A 16,874-nucleotide genomic window follows, 5' to 3' on the forward strand; every position below is an offset into this window, starting at 1 on the left:
CGGCGCGCAACCAGTGGCGTTCGGAGTCGTAGCGCAGCAGTACCTGGGCGACCGCGACGCAGATGAGTTCGGCGTCGGTGAGCAGGGGCGAGCGGCCCGGTCCGGGACGTTGGTTGGCCGAAGGGATCACGTCATCGTCTAGATGGACGTAGAGTGCTGTCAGAAGGGCGTCAAGGTCAGTTTTCACACACCGATCCTCGACGCCCTTCGCCATGGGCGCAGGCGTTTCAGGGATTTCCCATCAACGATCTAGGGCGGGAAAGGAACCGGTGTCGATGGAGCAGTTACTCTCGTAGGACTCCAGTCCGAGCATGAGCAGCCTTCTGCGGTAAGCCCATTTCGCGATCTTGCGCCGGTTCGTCACGTCCTTCGGCTTCATCAGAGCAAGGAAGAAGAAGCACTTCACCATCAGGAAGTCACAGAGGAAACGGCTTAGCGCAAAATCCAGCAGGTCCGTACTCGCCTCGTCAAGGGCCGCGATATAGGCCGAGCGCTGTTCCCCCGTGAAGGCATATCCCCTGCCACCGCCCTTGAACGCGGTGATGTCGAGCATCGGATACACATCGAACCCCACAGGTGCGGGAGCGTGGTGCTGCCAGTCGATCACGCCGTCGGCGAAGGCGTTGGGCAGGCCGTAGTCGAGGTGTCCGTGCGAGAACGGAACAACACCTAACCGCTCCGAAACCGAGTTCAGCACCGTGTGAACCCGATCGGTGTCCAGGTCGGGGTTTTCTGCCAAGACGTTCTCGACGAACCCCGCACGTGCCACCCAGGCCTCCCCTTCGCCTACCGCTCTCGGCCGCACGGTTCGAACCTGAGCCGTCAGCAACCGGATAGAGACCTCGACAGCCATGTCGAGGGTGACCTGACGGACGGCTCCGGTTTCTTCTGTGTCGCACACAGCCCGGTCATGCAATGACCGATCTCCCACGCTCCTCTCGACGAAGAAACATCGGCCGTCGGCTTCCCCGGTCTCGACCACTGCCGGAACCGGATATCCCTGGTCAGCCAACATGCTCTGGAAACGTGCCTCGGCGAGCACATCAGAGTCTCCGGTCCGCTTGAACAGTGATCCGCCTGACGAACGCCAGACCGCACCTTCCGCTGCAGTCCGAGGTTTGACCAGTTCCCAACCGTCCACACGCGCCTCCCAGCTTCTTGTCCTCTCCCACCAAGAGCAGTAAATCAGACTAAAAGAAGACTGAAAAGAGATTTACTCGTGTCGGGAGAGCCACCTGTCAGCTTCGGCCGTCGATGCGGCGGCGCAGCGCCTGGAGGAAGTCGCGACTCTCGGTTTCGGAAAGCGCGCGTTCGACGAACCGCTGATGGATAGTCCGATAGGAGAGGACCTCGTCAGAATCGGTGAGTACGATCTCACGGGTGTAGGTCTCGACGATGACCCTGGGTTCTTCGCTCTCCTCGTACAGCAGGAAACCGTGCGACTGCACCTGCCCTGAAGAAGCATCAAGGGGAAGCACCTGGATGCGGACATTGGGCAGGGTCCCCAGTGACAGCAGGCGGTCGAACTGAGGGACAAGCGCAACGAGATCCTCGGCGTGCCACCGCAGCGCGGCTTCGGTAATCACGAACTCGAACCGGGAGCCCTCCCGGTAGAGGGCTTCCTGCCGCTTCAACCGCTCCGCCACAGCCGCCGGTACATCACCACGCCCCGACACATCCGCAAGTTTCAACACCTGCCGGGCATACTCCGCAGTCTGCAGCAGGCCCGGAACCAGCGCGGGCTGAAACGACCTGACCAGGGCTGCACGCCCTTCGACCGCCCCTATCTCGCGTTGAACCGAGGCTAGGCCGCCACGGTGGACAACCCTCCAATGCCGGGCCTCCACCAGCGCAGCCTCAGCCAGTTCCGACACCCGGGCCAATGCGGCAGCATCGGCTTCACACACACGCGCCCAGGATTCGGCATCACGCACCGACGGGCGGGTGCGTGCCCGCTCGATCTTGGAGACCTTCGACTGAGACCACCCCAACGCGGCGGCCAACTGCTCCCCCGAGTGGCCGCTATCCAGCCGGAGCACACGCAACGCCTCGGCCAACCGAGACCGGGCAACCTGATGATGGATGGATTCGGACAAGGACTCTTCCATTTCTAGTCTTCTTTTAGTCTAATGGAAGTGTTCGGAAGGAACCCCCCATGCCCCCTGGCGAGCCATGAACTACGACCATTCCATGAACCGGATAGGAGCACTATGAGCGTCATGCCCGCTTCGGAGTTCGCCGCTGGTTTCCTGTCCCGGTTCCAGGTGTCGGCGTTCCGGTTGGAGACCCTCGACTTCTACCTGGCCGACAACGAGCGCGAACCCTACCGCCGCTTCCTGGCCGGCCAGAACCACGATCCCGAGTGGCGTCGCCCCTGGCAGCGGATGGTTCGGGGCATCTACGAGAGTGGGCGCGAAATCGGCCGTGTCCACGTCGTTCCCGAGGAGTTGACCGACTACCTCCGGTTCGAGCTCACCCGCGCCTACCCCGCCAGTGTCGATGCTGGGGAGGACGTGCGAATCCTCACCCGCAAGGAAGCCGACCGGATCGGGCTTCCCCACGGGGAGGACTACTGGCTGTTCGACGACGAACGTTCCGCGATCCTGCGCTACACCCCCGACGGTGAATTCGTCGGGGTCGAGCTTGCCACCTCCGACCGAGTCGGGCAGCACGTCGCATGGCGACAGGCCGCCCAGGCCGCAGCCGTCCCGCTCTACGACTACCTTGAAGCCGCCACTCTCGCCCCCGCCCGCTGACTTCCCAACGGAGACGGACATGACCGATCACCCGTTCACCGACGCCGACTTCCACAAGTCCGACCGCAGCGGCGACGTCGGCTGTGTTGAGGCCGCCATCACCCACCACATCCCGGAGATCGTCGGGCTCCGCGACTCCATTCATCCCCACAGCACCGTCCTGGCCTTCAGCAACAGGGAGTGGTTGGCCTTCACCACGGGATTAGCCACCACCATCTAGGTGTACTGACCTGAGAGGTTGGGAACACGGGAGGCGGGAGGGCCGCTGATCGCGGTGTGGAACCGGTGGTGATTGTAATCGTGCAGCCATCCCGGGAACGCCTCCCGCTTCTGGGTCTCGCTGGTGTAGGGGCGGGCGTAGGCCCATTCCTCGACCAGGGTCCGGTTGAACCGCTCGACCTTGCCGTTGGTCTGGGGCCGGTAGGGGCGGGTGCGCTTGTGCTTGATGCCGAGTTCGGCCAGGGCATCGCGTCACAGGCGTGACTTGTAGCAGGGCCCGTTGTCGGTCAGCACCCGCTCCACCGTGATCCCCGCTGCGGCGAAGTAGGCGTGGGCGCGCTGCCGGACCGGTCACGCAGGGCTTTTGCCTGGTCCGGGCTGGTCGTGCGCATGAAGACGGCCCCTGGTGAGTGCTTGCACCACTCGCCAGGGGCCTGTGACCCAACTCGCCTGCTACACCAGGGAGCCGAATCATGTCCTACGTTATCCCGCGTCCCGTGGTGGCGCGCACTCTTCCCCTGTGGGGGCCGGTGGCCGCCCTGGCCGCGTTCCCCGGAGAGCCGTCCGCTCCCGGGCGGGCGCGGCTGTGGGCCGCGCGGGGGCTGGCCCCACTCTCGGGCCATCCCCGCGCCGCCCGACATCCTGGGCGAGGCGCTCCTGGACGAGTCCGGGCGCGGGCTCGCCCTGGTCGCGCTGCACTCGGCGCGCTACGGCTGGACCGCGTGCCCGCGAAGCGTCGCGCACACCGTCTGGTGCGAACTCCCCGCCCCCGACCAGGCCGCCTGAACCCCAGCCGCCGGCGGTCGGCCGGACGATCCTCCCGCACCCCCGGCCACGGTCCCAGGCCGCGTGACAGTGCGGAGCACCGGCCGTGCGAACCGCGCGGGCCCGGTTCCGCGCCAGTCCTTAGCCACCGGACCGGCGGACGGCTCCCGGCGTGGTGCTCGCGCGGCCATCGCTCCGCGAAGTCACGCAACCCCGACCGGCCGGCTCCGGACCAGGAGGATCCTCCGGCTGCCCTCACGCTCATCGAAGGAAAAGACAGAACACCCATGACCAGCACCGCCACACACGGCGACATCCCCGGCGCCCCCGGCATCCCTGGCACCCGACGGCAGGACGCGCAGCTCGCCGCGCTCATCCGCCGACTCGCCGGCCTCCGCCCCGAGATCGCCATCGGGTGGACACCGCCCCCGACCCCCGCACCGGCCCCCACGCCCGCCCCCGCGCCGCGACCGCCTCGCTTCCTGCCCGACCCGCGCTTCCTGCACCCGCTCGAACCGCACCCCGTCACCGGGCGACGGCCCACCCGCGACGACTTCCCCGCCCCCCGCGACGTCGTGGACTCCATCGCCCGCCTGCGCGCCATCGCCGCCGGAACCCACCGCCCCGGCGACCACTGGCCCGCCCACGCCACACCCGGCTACTACGCCCGCAAACGACGGCCCACCCCGCTCCAGCGAGGCATGCGCCACATCCGGCGGTTCCGCGCCGCCGCCCGCGCCGCCGTGGCCTCGCCGATCCTTCTCGGCGCGGCGGCGCCCCTCTTCGCGTTGGTTACTCATGGTTAACCTTTTTGGGGCATCCTTGTCTCATGCGATTAGAGACCGAACAGGCCCGCGCGCGCTTCTCCTCGGCGCGGATCGCCCGGCTCGCGACGGTCGATGACGAGTACCCCCATCTCGTCCCGATCACCTTCGCGGTCCACGGCGACACGGTCGTCACCGCCTCCGACCGGAGGCCCCGGCACGCCGAGCAGCTGCGGCGACTGGCCGGCATCATCGCGAACCCCCGGGTGGCGCTGCTCGCGGACGAGCACGACGACGACTGCTCCCCGCTGTGGTGGGCGCGGGCGGACGGCGTGGCCCACGTCGAGCACGACGGGGAGGAGCGGTCCGCCGCGCTCGACCTCCTCGCCGAGCGCTACCCTCAGTACCGCGATGACCGGCCGGACGGGCCCGTGATCCTGATCGGCGTGGCGCGGTGGTCGGGCTGGTCCGCGCGTTAAACCCCCGCGCGCGGGAACGGAGCAGTCAGCCGTTCCGCTCTCGACCCCCAGGAGTTCCCGTGAGCACCGTCCACCGGATCGCCCTCGCCCTGGCCGTCGTACTCCTCGGCTCCGGCTGCGCCGTGGAGTACGACGAGGGCTACGCCCCCTCCCCCGAGTCCACGGTCACCCTCGGCGGGGAGCCCTCCGACTCCGGGGGAGCGGATCTGCCCTCCGCTCCCCCCGCCGACCTTCCCCCCGAACCGGGGCCGGAGGACCGCGCGGACTACCTCGACAGGCTCGCCGAGGCCGACCCCGCGCTGCTGGAGCCGGGCGAGGACGAGGCCGTGACCCGGGGCCGGGAGGTCTGCCGCATGATCGTGCAGACCGAGGCCATGGAGGACCCCGAGCCCACGCGCCTGCGCCGAGCCCGGGAGCTGTCCGGCGCCGCCGGCGAGGCGGAGGCGCAGGCCGTCCTCACGGCGGCGCGGACCCACATCTGCCCGGACCTGTAGCCGGAGGTTTCGGCGGAGTCCTTCTGCGGAAAGCGTCCTGGGAACAGGGCTACGGGGGGAGGCGGCCATGGGCGGGGCGGTGACGGCCGGGGCTGCCCGGTCGCCGTTCGGGCGGCTCGCGCGGCTGCCCTTCCTGGGTGAGACGTGGCGGCGGACGCTGTACGCGGTCGTCTCCCCGCTGGTGGGGCTGTGCTGCCTGCTCGTGGCGGTCGTCGGCGGGCACCGGGCCGCCGCGCGGACGCAGCGGCGGCTCGCCGGGCGCCTGCTCGGCGTTCCCCCCGACGCGGACCGCCCCGCCCCGGCGTGGCCTCGGGTGGTGGGGCACGGCCTGCTCGGCCTCCCGCTCAACGCGCTCGCGTTCGCGGTCGGCGGTTACGGCTGGGCCGTCGTCGCGCTGAACGTCGCCTACCCGGCCCGGCTGCTGCTCGGCGAGGACCTCGACGGCCTCCTCGACGGCGCGTGGGGCGGCCCCACCCTGGCGGGGGCGTGGCTGCTGCACGGGCTGGCCGGGCTGGTCCTGCTGTGGGTCGTCCCGCTGCTGGTCGGCGGGGTCACCCGGGTGCAGGGGCTGCTGGCGCGCGCGATGCTGTGAGCGCGGGGGCCCGGTGCCAGACGGGCCCCCGCATGCGGCTCCCCCGCCACGGACCGCGGGGGAGCCGCGGACTCAGATCCCGATCGGATGCCAGACCGTCTTGGTCTCCAGGAACGGGGTGACGCGGGAGAGCCCCGGGTCGGCGAACCAGTCGGGAGCGGGCTCGGGGCGCACGACCCGCTTGAGGGTGGCGGCCGCGGCCTCCTCCAGCCCGGCGGCCATGTCGTTCGCGCCGGTCAGGTCCAGGGCGTTGACGTCGGCGTGCGCGGCCAGCGGCGGCGCGAGCTCGGCCGTGCGGCCGGTCAGGATGTTGACGACGCCGCCCGGCAGGTCCGAGGTGGCCAGCACCTCGGCCAGCGAGACCGCGGCCAGCGGGGCCCGCTCGCTCGCCACCACGACGGCGGTGTTCCCGCCCGCGATGACCGGCGCGACCACCGAGACCAGCCCGAGCAGCGGCCCGGACTGCGGCGCGACGACCGCGACGACACCGGTCGGCTCGGGCGCGGAGTGGTTGTAGTACGGCCCCGAGACCGGGTTGGAACCTCCGGCGACCTGCGCGATCTTGTCGGTCCAGCCCGCGTAGTAGACCCACCGGTCGATCGCGGCGGACACCAGCGACTCCGCCAGGGAGCGGTCCACCCCGTCGGCGTCGACGACCTCCTGCACGAACTGGGCGCGGCGGCCCTCCAGCACCTCCGCCACCCGGTACAGGATCTGTCCCCTGTTGTACGCGGTGCGCTGCGACCAGCCGCCGAACGCCTTGCGCGCGGCCTGCACCGCGTCGCGGGCGTCCTTGCGCGACGCCAGCGCCGCGTTGGCCAGGTGGGTACCGTCCGCCGAGGTCACCGGGTAGCTCCTGCCCGATTCCGAGCGCGGGAACGCGCCGTTGACGTAGAGCTTGTAGGTCTTGCGCACCGCGAGGCGGCCCGCCGGGACATGGGCCGCGGCCCGCCGGGCCAGGTCCGCGGAGGGCCGCTTGGGGGCCGCCGGGACCTTCGGCCGCGCGGTCACCGCGACGACGCCCTCGCCCCGCGCCGCGCCGTCGTCCTTCGCCACGCTCTCGTTCCCCTCGTTCTTCCTCGACTTAGCCATTGAGGTACGCCTCCAGGCCGTGCCTTCCGCCCTCGCGGCCGTAGCCGGACTCCTTGTACCCTCCGAAGGGGCTGGCGGGATCGAACTTGTTGAAGGTGTTGGACCAGACGACCCCGGCCCGCAGGCGGTTCGCGGTCCACAGCATCCGCGACCCCTTCTCCGTCCACACCCCGGCGGACAGCCCGTACGGGGTGTTGTTGGCCTTCTCCACCGCTTCCTCGGGGGTGCGGAAGGTCAGCACCGACAGCACCGGCCCGAAGATCTCCTCGCGGGCGACCCGGTTGGCCTGGGTGACCCCGGTGAACACGGTGGGCGCGAACCAGAAGCCCCGGTCGGGCAGCTCGCACGCGGGCGACCAGCGCTCGTTGCCCTCCTCCTCGCCGACCTGGGCGAGTTCGCGGACACGGGCCAGCTGCGCGGCGGAGTTGATCGCGCCGATGTCGGTGTTCTTGTCCAGCGGGTCGCCCAGCCGCAGCCGCGAGACCCTGGCCTTGAGCCGCTCCAGCACCTCCTCGGCGACGGACTCCTGCACCAGCAGCCGCGAGCCGGCGCAGCACACGTGCCCCTGGTTGAAGAAGATGCCGGTCACGATGCCCTCGACGGCCTGGTCGATCGCCGCGTCGTCGTAGACGATGTTGGCGCCCTTGCCGCCCAGCTCCAGGGTGACCCGCTTGTCGGTCCCCGCCACCGCGCGGGCGATCTCGCGCCCCACCTCGGTGGAGCCGGTGAACGCGACCTTGTCCGAGCCGGGGTGCGCGACGAGCGCGCGGCCGGTGCCGCCCGCGCCGGTGAGGATGTTCACCACGCCCGGGGGCAGCTCCGCCTCCTGGCAGATCTCGGCGAACAGCAGCGCCGTCAGCGGGGTCGTCTCGGCGGGCTTGAGCACCACCGTGTTCCCGGCGGCCAGCGCCGGGGCGATCTTCCACGCCAGCATGAGCAGCGGGAAGTTCCACGGGATGACCTGCGCGGCCACGCCCAGCGGGCGCGGGGACGGGCCGAGCCCGGCGTGCGCGAGCTTGTCGGCCCAGCCCGCGTAGTAGAAGAAGTGCGCGGCGACCAGCGGGATGTCCACGTCCCGGGTCTCCTTGATGGGCTTGCCGTTGTCCAGGGACTCCAGCACCGCGAGTTCGCGGGCCCGTTCCTGGATGATCCTGCTGATCCGGAACAGGTACTTGCCGCGCTCGGCGGGGGCCATCGGGCCCCACACGGTCTCGAAGGCGCGCCGGGCCGCGGTGATCGCGCGGTCCACGTCGGCCTCGTCCGCCACCGAGACCGTGGCCAGCTCCTCCTCGTCGGCCGGGTTCACGGTGGTGATGCGCGCGTCGGTGGGCTCGGTGAACTCGCCGTCGATGAACAGGCCGTACTCGGGCCGGATCGACACGACGGCGCGCGACTCGGGCGCGGGCGCGTACTCGAAGATCTTGTCCGCCATGTCCTAGTCCAGGGTGTAGTAGTCGGGACCGGGGTAGACGCCGGTCGTCAGCTTGGTCCGCTGCATCAGCAGGTCGTTGAGCAGGCTGGACGCGCCCAGGCGGAACCACTCCGGGTCCAGCCAGTCCTCGCCCGCGACCTCGTTGACCAGGACCAGGTTCTTGATGGCGTCCTTGGTGGTGCGGATGCCGCCCGCGGGCTTGACCCCGATCTGGCGGCCGGTCTCGGCCCGGAAGTCGCGCACCGCCTCCAGCATGACGAGCGTGACCGGGAGGGTCGCGGCGGGCGACACCTTGCCGGTGGAGGTCTTGATGAAGTCCGCTCCGGCCCGCATGGCCAGCCAGGAGGCGCGGCGCACGTTGTCGTAGGTGGCGAGCTCGCCGGTCTCCAGGATGACCTTCAGGTGCGCGCTCCCGCACGCCTCCTTCACCGCGACGATCTCCTCGTGCACCTTGAGGTAGTCCCCGGCCAGGAACGCGCCCCGGTCGATGACCATGTCGATCTCGCTCGCGCCGTCGGCGACCGCGCGGCGGGTGTCGACGAGCTTGGCCTCCAGGGGGGCGCGGCCCGACGGGAAGGCGGTGGCCACCGAGGCCACGCCGACCCCGCTGCCCGCGAGCGCCTCCACGGCGACGGCGACCAGGTCGGAGTAGACGCAGACCGCCGCGACGCGGGGCGCGGACGGGTCCGCCGGGTCGGGGTGCACGGCCTTGCCCGCCAGCGCCCGGACCTTGCCGGGGGTGTCGGCGCCCTCCAGCGTGGTCAGGTCGACCATGCGGATGGCCAGGTCGATGGCCTGCGCCTTGGCGCTGGTCTTGATGGACCGGGTGGACAGGTCGGCCGCGCGCGCACGCGCGCCCACCTCGTCCACTCCGGGGAGTCCGTGCAGGAAGGACCGCAGTGACGTGTTCGACGCCGTTGTCGCGGCCGCCAGTGCTGTGTCAGGCACGAGCACCTCGCTTCTCTATAACCATGTTGAGGATGAGCGCGACCACCAGGATCACTCCGGTGACGACCATCTGGAAGAACGATCCGAGTCCGAGCAGGTTGCACAGGTTGCGCAGTACCGAGAGTAGGAGAACCGCGACGAAGGTGCCGAAAACACTCCCGCGCCCGCCGAAGAGGTTCGTCCCGCCGAGCACGACGGCGGCGATCGCGTCGAGTTCGAGGCCGTTGAAGGCGGTGGGCTGGCCGATGGTCAGGCGCGACGTCAGCAGCACGCCCGCCAGCGCCGACAGGGCGCCCGAGATCGCGAAGACCGCGGTGATGACGGCCCGCACCGGCAGGCCGGACAGCCGCGCGGCCTCCTTGTTGCTGCCCACGGCGTAGACGTACTCGCCGAAGGTGGTGCCGCGCAGCACCAGGGCCGCGATGACGGTGACGGCCACGAAGACGATGCCCACGACCGGCACGTATCCGAGGAAGCCGCCGCCCAGCAGCTGGAACGCCTCGGGGACGTCCCCTCCGGCGGGCTCGCCGTCGGTGAGCAGGTAGGTGAGGCCGCGGATGGCCGTGAGGCCCGCGAGCGTTGTCATGAACGCCGGCAGTGTCAGGTAGGCCGACAGCCCGCCCATGATCGCGCCGAAGACCGCGCCGGTGGCGAGGCTGATCGCGATCGCCAGGACGAAGTTCATGTCGTTGTCGATGAGCAGCGCCACCGTCATGCCGCCGAAGGCCGCGGTGCTGCCCACCGACAGGTCGATGCCCGAGGTGAGGATGACCAGGGTCATCCCGATGGCGACGATGCCGGTGAGCGAGGACTGCTGGAGCAGGTTCGCCATGTTGCGCGTGGTGAGGAACTCGGGGGCGAGCAGCGTCGCCACCACGCACAGCGCCAGGAAGACGATGAGGAGGTTGAACCGGGCGAACAGGTCGGAGCCGCGCTTCCCGCGCGCGCCCGACGGGGGTCTGGTTCCGCTGGGGGCGGTCGTCGGGTCGGCCGCCGCTGTGGGTGTGGTCATGGCGTCACTCCTGTGATGACGGTGTGCGCGATGGTGTTCTCGGACGTGTTCCGGGGGTCGAAGCGGGCGACGTTGCGTCCCTCGTGCAGCACCCAGATGGTGTCGGCGTTGGCGGTCAGCTCGTTCAGCTCGCTGCTGGCCAGGAGCACCGCGACCCCGCTGTCGGCGAGCTCGCGGACCTGGCGGTACAGGTCGGCCTTCGCGCCGACGTCGAGGCCCCGGGTGGGCTCGTCCAGGAGCAGCACGCGCACGCCGCCCCTGGTGATCCACTTGGCGAGCACGACCTTCTGCTGGTTGCCGCCGGACAGCTTGCCGACGGGCTGGTCGGGGGAGGCGAAGCGCACCCCGAGGTCCTTCAGGACCGGGGCGGTGCGGACGCGCCCGGTGCGCCCCGGCAGCAGCCACGGCGGCCGGCCCAGCGCGGTGACGGCGGCGTTGCGCGCCACCGACAGGCCGAGCATGAGCCCCTGCTCCTTGCGGCTCTCGGGGACCAGCGCCAGACCCGCGCGCACGGCGGCGGCGGGGCTGGACGCCCGCAGCGGGGCCCCGCCCAGCCGCACGGTCCTGGCCGCCCGGGTGTCCCCGAACAGCGCCCTGAGCAGGGTGGTCCGGCCCGCGCCGCCCAGCCCGGCCAGCCCGGCGACCTCGCCGGGCCGCACGTCGATCCCCGCGATGTCGATGACCCCGGGGATGCGCACGCTCCGGATCTCCAGCAGCGGCTCGCCCTCGGGCCTGGGCCGCTGGGTGGTCCGCACGAGCTCGCGCGACTCCCCGATCATGGCCGACACCAGTTCGCCGGGGTCGGTGTCGGCGATGTCGTAGACGCCGACGGTGCGGCCGTCGCGCAGCACGGTGGCGCGGTCGCCGATCTCCATGACCTCGTCCATGCGGTGCGAGATGTAGATGATCGAGCGGCCCTCCGCGGCCAGGGAGCGGATGACCTCGAAGACCTTGAGCAGGTCGTTCTCGCCCAGCGTGGCCGACGGCTCGTCCATGACGATGACCCGGGCGTCCGCGGTCAGCGCCCTGGCGATGGCGGTGAGCTGCTGGGCGGCGATGGGCAGGTCCCGCACGGTCGCGGTGACGGGGAAGTCCCCGCCGACCCGCGCGACGGCCGCGCGCGCCAGCTCCAGCCGCTTCTTCTTGCGCACGACCGGTCCGACGGCGGGGGCGTGGCCCAGGAGGAGGTTCTGCGCGACGCTCAGGTCGGGGATGAGGTCCAGTTCCTGGTAGATGACGGCGATCCCGGCCGCGAGCCCCGCCTGGGGGCTGTTGAGCACGACGGGCTCGCCGTCGAGGCGGATCTCCCCCGCGTCGGGCTGGTAGGAGCCCGCGAGGATCTTCATGAGGGTGCTCTTGCCCGCGCCGTTCTCGCCGAGCAGGCAGTGCACCTCCCCCGCCCGCACGGACAGTTCGGCGCCGTCGCTGGCGACGGTGCCGGGGAACCGCTTGACGATGCCGCTCATCGTCAGGCGGGGGGTCTCGGCCTCCGTTGTCATCTCGCCTCGCTTGCGTCGTGATCGAGCAGCCAGGAGGCCGTCCGGTCGTCGGTGATGAGGGTGTTGCACAGCCGGCTCGCGACGACGGCCCCGCACACCGCGTGCTTGGCCGTGCCGGAGGCGACCGCGATGGAGACCGGCGCGCCGCGCAGGGCGTCCAGCGGAAGCCCGAGCGTGCGCCCGTTGAGCTCGGGGTCGACGACCTCGCCCCGCCCGTCGATGAAGCGGCCCACCACGTCGCCGACCGCGCCGTCTTCCGCGAGGCGGGCGACGTCGGCGGCGTCGATGTGGCCGGACTCCACCAGGACCGAGTCCGTGCCGATGCCGCCGGGGCTGAACAGCAGCACGTCGGAGTCGGCGGCCTGGCCGAGCACCCTGGACACCGTGCTGTCGCCTTCGAGGATCTGGCGGGTGGTCTCGTGGTCGACGATCGCGGGGACCGGCAGGAGGGTGACCGTGCCGGAGCCCTGGTGGGCGATCCGGCTGGCCACGTCCTGGGCCGTGCTGGGGCGGCGGGACCGGCTGATGCCGCCGTTGATCTGGACCACGCCGACCCCCTGCGCCCAGCCGTGCGGGAGGTCGCGGGCGATCAGGTCCAGGGTCCGCCCCCAGGAGACCCCGAGCAGGCGCGGCGCGGGGCGCAGCGCCGACAGGTACTCGGCGGCGGCCTTGGCGACGTGCTCCCGCAGCTCCTCCTCGTCGGGGAAGGAGCGGGCCGCCACCACGACGGCGTCGCGCAGCCCGAACCGGTCCCGCAGCGCCTTCTCCAGGTCCCGGACCCGGGCCCTCGGATGCAGGACCTCGATCCGGACGATGCCCGCCTCGCGGGCCTCGACCAGCATGCGGCCCACCTTCCAGCGCGTGAAGTGCAGCTGGGAGCCGATCTGCTCCTGGGTCCGGTCGTGCTCGTAGTAGAGCGAGGCGACCTGGTAGAGCAGGCTCTCGTAGTCGGGGTCGCTCATCGGCTCCTCCGCTCCGGCGCGCTGAGTCGGTGCGACACCGCGCGGGTGGCCGCGGTGGCCTCCCGGTAGTCGGCGTAGCCGCGCTCCAGCGCGTCCGCGTGGCGGGGGTTCGGCTCCACGACCCGGACGCGCGGGGCGAACGCCTCGGCGGCCTCGGCCAGCGATCCCGCCCGGCCCGCGCCGACCGCGGCGATCACCGAGCAGGCGCGCAGCGACAGGTTGTCGCCCGCGACCAGGTTCAGCGGACGCCCGAGCACGTCGGCCGTCGTCTGCAACCACAGCGGGTTGTGCCGGATGCCGCCGGAGACGAACACCTCCTCCACGGGGACCCCGCCCTCCACGAAGGACTCCAGGACCTGGCGGGTCCCGTAGGCGACGCCCTCGACGGCGGCCCGGTAGACCTGCTCGGGCGTGCTGCCCAGGGTCAGGCCCAGGACGGCGCCGCGCAGCCTCGGGTCGCGCAGCGGCGTGCGGTTGCCCATGAAGTAGTCGAGGACGACGAGGCCGTGCTCGCACGGCGGGAGGGCCGAGGCCGCCTCGATCAGGGCGGGCAGCTCCGCGCGGGGGCGGCCCAGCAGCTGCTCCCCCGCCCACTTCAGGACCGACCCGGAGGTGACCTGGCCGCCCTCGACCAGCCAGCTGCCCTGGTTGAGCGCGTCGGGGTAGGGGCCCCACACCGTCGGCGGGAAGACCGGTTCGGCCATCTCGGTGATGAAGGCGGTGGAGGTGCCCGACACGACCGACACCCGCCCGCCGCGCGCGCCGCCGACGGCGAGCAGCGACAGGTGGGCGTCGATCCCGCCGGAGGAGACGACCGCCCCGCCGCGCACTCCCAGCTCGGCGCGGGCGGCCGCGGTCAGCCCGCCGACCGCCTCGCCGACCGGGACCACCCGGTCGGGCAGCTTGGCGCGCAGGTCGGGGACCCCGAGCTCGGCGTAGAGGTCGTCGGGGAAGCCCGAGCCGCGCGGGTCGTAGTTCCACTTGCAGACGGCGTTCATCTGCGAACCGGCCCACTCGCCGGTGAGGCGCCACACGAGGTAGTCGACCGCCTCGGTGACGCGGGCCGCGGCGCGGTAGGTGTCGGGCTCGTTGCCCGCCAGCCACATCGCTTTGGGCACCAGCCACTCAACGGCGTCGGAGCCGCCGGAGTAGCGCAGCACCGGGTGGTCCACGGCCGCGGTCCGGGCGGACTCGGCGCTGGCCCTGCTGTCCATCCACAGCAGGGCCGGGCGCAGCGGACGGCCGTCCGCGTCCAGGACCGCGACCGTGGAGGCGGTGGTGGCGACCGCGAGGCCGGCCACCTCGGGGTCACCCGCTGCGGCCAACGCGGTCCTGGTGGCGGCCACGACCGCCCGCCACCAGTCCTCGGGGTTCTGCTCGGCCCAGCCGGGGTGGGGGAAGGCGGTGGGATAACCGCTCTCCCCCTGGCCCAGAGGCGTCCCGTCCGCCGCGTAGACGGCGACGCGGGCGCTCTCGGTCCCCAGGTCGATGGCCAACAGCGCGGTCACGTCATCCCCCGTTCGGCATGAAGAGGACCTTGGAGCTGAAGACGGAGCGCTCGCCGAGCTTGTGCATCGTGTCCGGGAGCGCGTCGAGGCCCAGTTCGTGCGTGATCATGAACTTCCAGTTCAGCTCACCGCTCGCCATGGCCCGCGCGGCGACACGCCACTCGTCGCCCGGGAACGGCGCGGAGAAGGAGTTCCAGGCGCCGTGCAGGGTGACCTCGCGGCGCAGGAAGTTGCTGAACGTGGACTTGGGCAGCACCACCGGGTCGTGCGGGATCCCGATGAAGACGGCGTGCCCGTGCCGGGCCACCAGGGAGACCGCCTGGTCGACGGTGGCGGGCACCCCGGCGGACTCCACGATCACGTCGTAGCCGAGTCCGGCGAGCTCCCCGGCCTGCTCGGGGGTGGTCGCGGTGTGGGTCGCGCCCGCCTCGCGCGCCATCTCCGCCTTCTGCTCGCTGACGTCGATCGACAGCACCTCGGAGGCGCCCGCGAGCCGGGCCCACTGGATGGCGAACAGGCCGATCGGGCCCGCGCCGACGACCGCGACGCGGTGGCCGGTGCGCAGCTTGGTGCGCCAGATCGCGTGCAGCGCGATGGCGGCCGGGTCGAGCATCGCGGCGGCGCGCGGGTCGAGGTCGGCGGGCACCACCATGAGGTTGCCCTCGGGCACCGTCACGTACTGGGCGTAGGCCCCGGCGCGGCGGCTGCCGAAGTAGTCGTAGTCCTCGCACAGGCTGAAGTGGCCCTGGGTGCAGGGGGTGCAGCGGCGGCACGGGATCAGCGGGGGGACGGTGACGAGGTCGCCCTCCTTGACGGTCCCCGCGGCGGCGAGCCCGGAGCCCAGCGCCACGACGTGGCCGGAGAACTCGTGGCCGCAGATGAGCGGCAGGTGGTAGGCGCCGCCGGGGCGCAGCATCCGGGGGATGTCAGATCCGCAAACGCCGCAGGCCGCGACGCGCACCAGGGCCTCGTTCGGTCCGGGTTCGGGCACGGGTACCTGTTCGACCCGGATGTCCCCGGGGGCGTGCAGCACGGCGGCCTGCATGGTCTCCGACATGTCTTTCTCAGTTCCCTTCCAGGAGGTGGGCCCCGGTGCCGGCGGTGTGCCGCCGGTACCGGGGCGACGGGGGCGCGGGTCAGTTCCCGGCGAGGGCGAAGGTGGTGTCGCCGACGTAGTCCGAGGCGTTCCCGGTGTCGACCAGGGCCGTCCCGGCGTCGACGTACTCCTCGACGTCCTCTCCGGCCTGTGCCTTCAGCACCGTTTCGACGGCGACCTGACCGAGCGAGATCGGGTCGTTGAGGGCGGTCGCGACGTAGGGGCCGTCGTCCGCGATGGCTTCCACGGCCTCCATGAGGCCGTCGACCCCGGCGACGATGACGTCGTCGCGGCCGTTCTCGTCGAGGACCTGGAGCGCGCCCAGCGCCATGTCGTCGTTGTGCGCGTAGACGGCCTTGACGTCGGGGTTGGTCTGGATGAGGTCCTGCATGGCGGTGACCGCGTTGGAGCGGATGTAGTCCGCGTAGGGGCCCTCGACGATCTCGATCTCGTCGTTGCCCTCGACGGCCTCGTGGAAGCCGTCGCTGCGGTCGCGCGCCACGGCGCCGCCGGCGTCGCCCTGGATCTCGATGATCATGCCGCCCTCGTCACCGAGTTCCTCGGCCACGCGCTCGCCCACGAGGGCGCCCATGGCCTTGTTGTCCCGGCCGACGTGCGCGACGGCGCCCTCGGGCACCGGGCGGTCGACGGTGACGACGGGGATGCCCGCGGACTCGGCGGCCGCGATCCCGGCCTTGACGCCCTGCGGGTCGACGGGGTTGACCAGGAGGACGTCGACCTGGCGGGTGATCAGGTCCTGGATGTCGTCGTTCTGCTTGGTGACGTCGCCCCCGGCGTCGGAGAAGTAGAGTTCGGCGCCGGCCTCCTCGGCGGCCTGCTCGGCCCCCTCGCGGAGCTGGACGTAGAAGGGCGACTGCTGCGTCGCCTGGCTGAAGCCGATGACGACGGAACCGTCGTCCGCGCCACCGCCGCCGCTGTCGGAACCGCCCGGCGTGGTGGACAGCGAGCAGGCGGACAGCGCCGCGAACGCCACCGTCGCGGTCACCGTGCCGAAAACGCGTGTAAGACGCATGGGGCCTCCAGATGTGATCCTGGCAACGAACCGTAAATCGGGATTTCACTTGTGCGCAACACATGGGGCGGTTTTTGCTCACATGAGCAAAATGTTGGCAACAGCCCGTTGATCTGCGGTGACGCGACCCGAAGGGCCCGCCGGCGACGGCGGGCCCTTCACGGACGGCGTTCCCGGAGAGATCCGGCGCACTCGGCACGGTGTCCGGCGCCACGGACGGCTT

Annotated in this window: 17 protein-coding genes and 2 pseudogenes; 6 read left to right on the forward strand and 13 right to left on the reverse strand. The window is 71.4% G+C overall.

The features are described 5' to 3' along the window. The 3 genes and pseudogenes from EV190_RS24560 to EV190_RS11530 form a co-directional block, all read right to left on the reverse strand. A pseudogene (locus EV190_RS24560) lies at nucleotides 1–187 on the reverse strand (hypothetical protein); the annotation flags it as partial. A gap of 54 nt (nucleotides 188–241) precedes the next feature. Further along, on the reverse strand, nucleotides 242–1,141 hold the full coding sequence (locus tag EV190_RS11525) for a phosphotransferase (protein WP_133741528.1): 900 nt from the start codon (nucleotides 1,139–1,141) through the stop codon (nucleotides 242–244). 97 nt (nucleotides 1,142–1,238) lie between these two features. Beyond that, nucleotides 1,239–2,096, reverse strand: a complete 858-nt coding sequence (locus EV190_RS11530) for a helix-turn-helix domain-containing protein (protein ID WP_243742514.1) — start codon at nucleotides 2,094–2,096, stop codon at nucleotides 1,239–1,241. A gap of 114 nt (nucleotides 2,097–2,210) precedes the next feature. Between EV190_RS11530 and EV190_RS11535 the strand changes: the two genes are divergently transcribed. Both EV190_RS11535 and EV190_RS11540 read left to right on the forward strand, forming a co-directional pair. Further along, nucleotides 2,211–2,756: a DUF6879 family protein gene (locus EV190_RS11535; RefSeq protein WP_133741530.1), complete on the forward strand. Its 546-nt coding sequence runs from the start codon at nucleotides 2,211–2,213 to the stop codon at nucleotides 2,754–2,756. A 19-nt stretch (nucleotides 2,757–2,775) separates the two neighbouring features. Next, entirely contained in the window at nucleotides 2,776–2,976 is a 201-nt protein-coding gene (locus tag EV190_RS11540) for a DUF397 domain-containing protein (RefSeq protein ID WP_133741531.1), read from the forward strand. Here EV190_RS11540 and EV190_RS11545 read toward each other — a convergent pair. Continuing rightward, nucleotides 2,973–3,314 (reverse strand): annotated as a pseudogene (locus tag EV190_RS11545) (integrase core domain-containing protein); the annotation flags it as partial. The gene EV190_RS11540 and the pseudogene EV190_RS11545 sit on opposite strands and share 4 nt — an antisense overlap. 713 nt (nucleotides 3,315–4,027) lie before the next feature. Between EV190_RS11545 and EV190_RS11550 the strand changes: the two are divergent. The 4 genes from EV190_RS11550 (at nucleotide 4,028) to EV190_RS11565 (ending at nucleotide 6,069) form a co-directional block, all read left to right on the forward strand. Next, nucleotides 4,028–4,546 (forward strand): hypothetical protein, encoded by a 519-nt coding sequence (locus EV190_RS11550; RefSeq protein ID WP_133741532.1) that lies wholly within the window; start codon nucleotides 4,028–4,030, stop codon nucleotides 4,544–4,546. 23 nt (nucleotides 4,547–4,569) lie between these two features. Further along, complete coding sequence (locus tag EV190_RS11555) at nucleotides 4,570–4,983, forward strand: TIGR03668 family PPOX class F420-dependent oxidoreductase (protein WP_133741533.1); 414 nt, start codon at nucleotides 4,570–4,572, stop codon at nucleotides 4,981–4,983. 59 nt (nucleotides 4,984–5,042) lie between these two features. Further along, entirely contained in the window at nucleotides 5,043–5,477 is a 435-nt protein-coding gene (locus EV190_RS11560) for a hypothetical protein (RefSeq protein ID WP_133741534.1), read from the forward strand. A gap of 67 nt (nucleotides 5,478–5,544) precedes the next feature. Then, nucleotides 5,545–6,069 carry a hypothetical protein gene (locus tag EV190_RS11565; protein ID WP_133741535.1) on the forward strand — a complete coding sequence of 175 codons (525 nt, stop codon included), beginning with the start codon at nucleotides 5,545–5,547 and terminating at the stop codon, nucleotides 6,067–6,069. 72 nt (nucleotides 6,070–6,141) lie between these two features. Here the strand turns inward: EV190_RS11565 and EV190_RS11570 are convergent, their stop codons facing one another. The 9 genes from EV190_RS11570 to EV190_RS11610 form a co-directional block, all read right to left on the reverse strand. Further along, the gene (locus EV190_RS11570) at nucleotides 6,142–7,161 is read right to left on the reverse strand and encodes an aldehyde dehydrogenase family protein (RefSeq protein ID WP_133741536.1); all 1,020 of its coding nucleotides are present in this window, start codon (nucleotides 7,159–7,161) and stop codon (nucleotides 6,142–6,144) included. Further along, complete coding sequence (locus tag EV190_RS11575; RefSeq protein WP_133741537.1) at nucleotides 7,154–8,593, reverse strand: aldehyde dehydrogenase family protein; 1,440 nt, start codon at nucleotides 8,591–8,593, stop codon at nucleotides 7,154–7,156. Before EV190_RS11575 ends, EV190_RS11570 begins: the two co-directional genes overlap by 8 nt. 3 nt (nucleotides 8,594–8,596) lie before the next feature. Then, entirely contained in the window at nucleotides 8,597–9,541 is a 945-nt protein-coding gene (gene deoC / locus EV190_RS11580) for a deoxyribose-phosphate aldolase (protein ID WP_133741538.1), read from the reverse strand. Next, nucleotides 9,534–10,553 (reverse strand): ABC transporter permease, encoded by a 1,020-nt coding sequence (locus EV190_RS11585; protein WP_133741539.1) that lies wholly within the window; start codon nucleotides 10,551–10,553, stop codon nucleotides 9,534–9,536. The genes deoC and EV190_RS11585 overlap by 8 nt, the downstream gene beginning before the upstream one ends. Next, a complete protein-coding gene (locus EV190_RS11590) occupies nucleotides 10,550–12,052 on the reverse strand; it encodes a sugar ABC transporter ATP-binding protein (protein WP_133741540.1) in 1,503 nt (500 codons plus the stop codon). Before EV190_RS11590 ends, EV190_RS11585 begins: the two co-directional genes overlap by 4 nt. Beyond that, a complete protein-coding gene (locus tag EV190_RS11595; RefSeq protein WP_133741541.1) occupies nucleotides 12,049–13,014 on the reverse strand; it encodes a sugar-binding transcriptional regulator in 966 nt (321 codons plus the stop codon). The genes EV190_RS11590 and EV190_RS11595 overlap by 4 nt, the downstream gene beginning before the upstream one ends. Further along, nucleotides 13,011–14,522 carry an FGGY-family carbohydrate kinase gene (locus EV190_RS11600; protein ID WP_133741542.1) on the reverse strand — a complete coding sequence of 504 codons (1,512 nt, stop codon included), beginning with the start codon at nucleotides 14,520–14,522 and terminating at the stop codon, nucleotides 13,011–13,013. Before EV190_RS11600 ends, EV190_RS11595 begins: the two co-directional genes overlap by 4 nt. A 1-nt stretch (nucleotide 14,523) precedes the next feature. Further along, nucleotides 14,524–15,579, reverse strand: a complete 1,056-nt coding sequence (locus EV190_RS11605) for a galactitol-1-phosphate 5-dehydrogenase (protein WP_208113152.1) — start codon at nucleotides 15,577–15,579, stop codon at nucleotides 14,524–14,526. A 79-nt stretch (nucleotides 15,580–15,658) separates the two neighbouring features. Then, the gene (locus EV190_RS11610; RefSeq protein ID WP_133741543.1) at nucleotides 15,659–16,651 is read right to left on the reverse strand and encodes a substrate-binding domain-containing protein; all 993 of its coding nucleotides are present in this window, start codon (nucleotides 16,649–16,651) and stop codon (nucleotides 15,659–15,661) included. Nucleotides 16,652–16,874: the final 223 nt, after the last annotated feature.

Origin of the sequence: Actinorugispora endophytica (assembly GCF_004363075.1) — a bacterium.
In the GTDB taxonomy this organism is placed as follows: domain Bacteria; phylum Actinomycetota; class Actinomycetes; order Streptosporangiales; family Streptosporangiaceae; genus Actinorugispora; species Actinorugispora endophytica.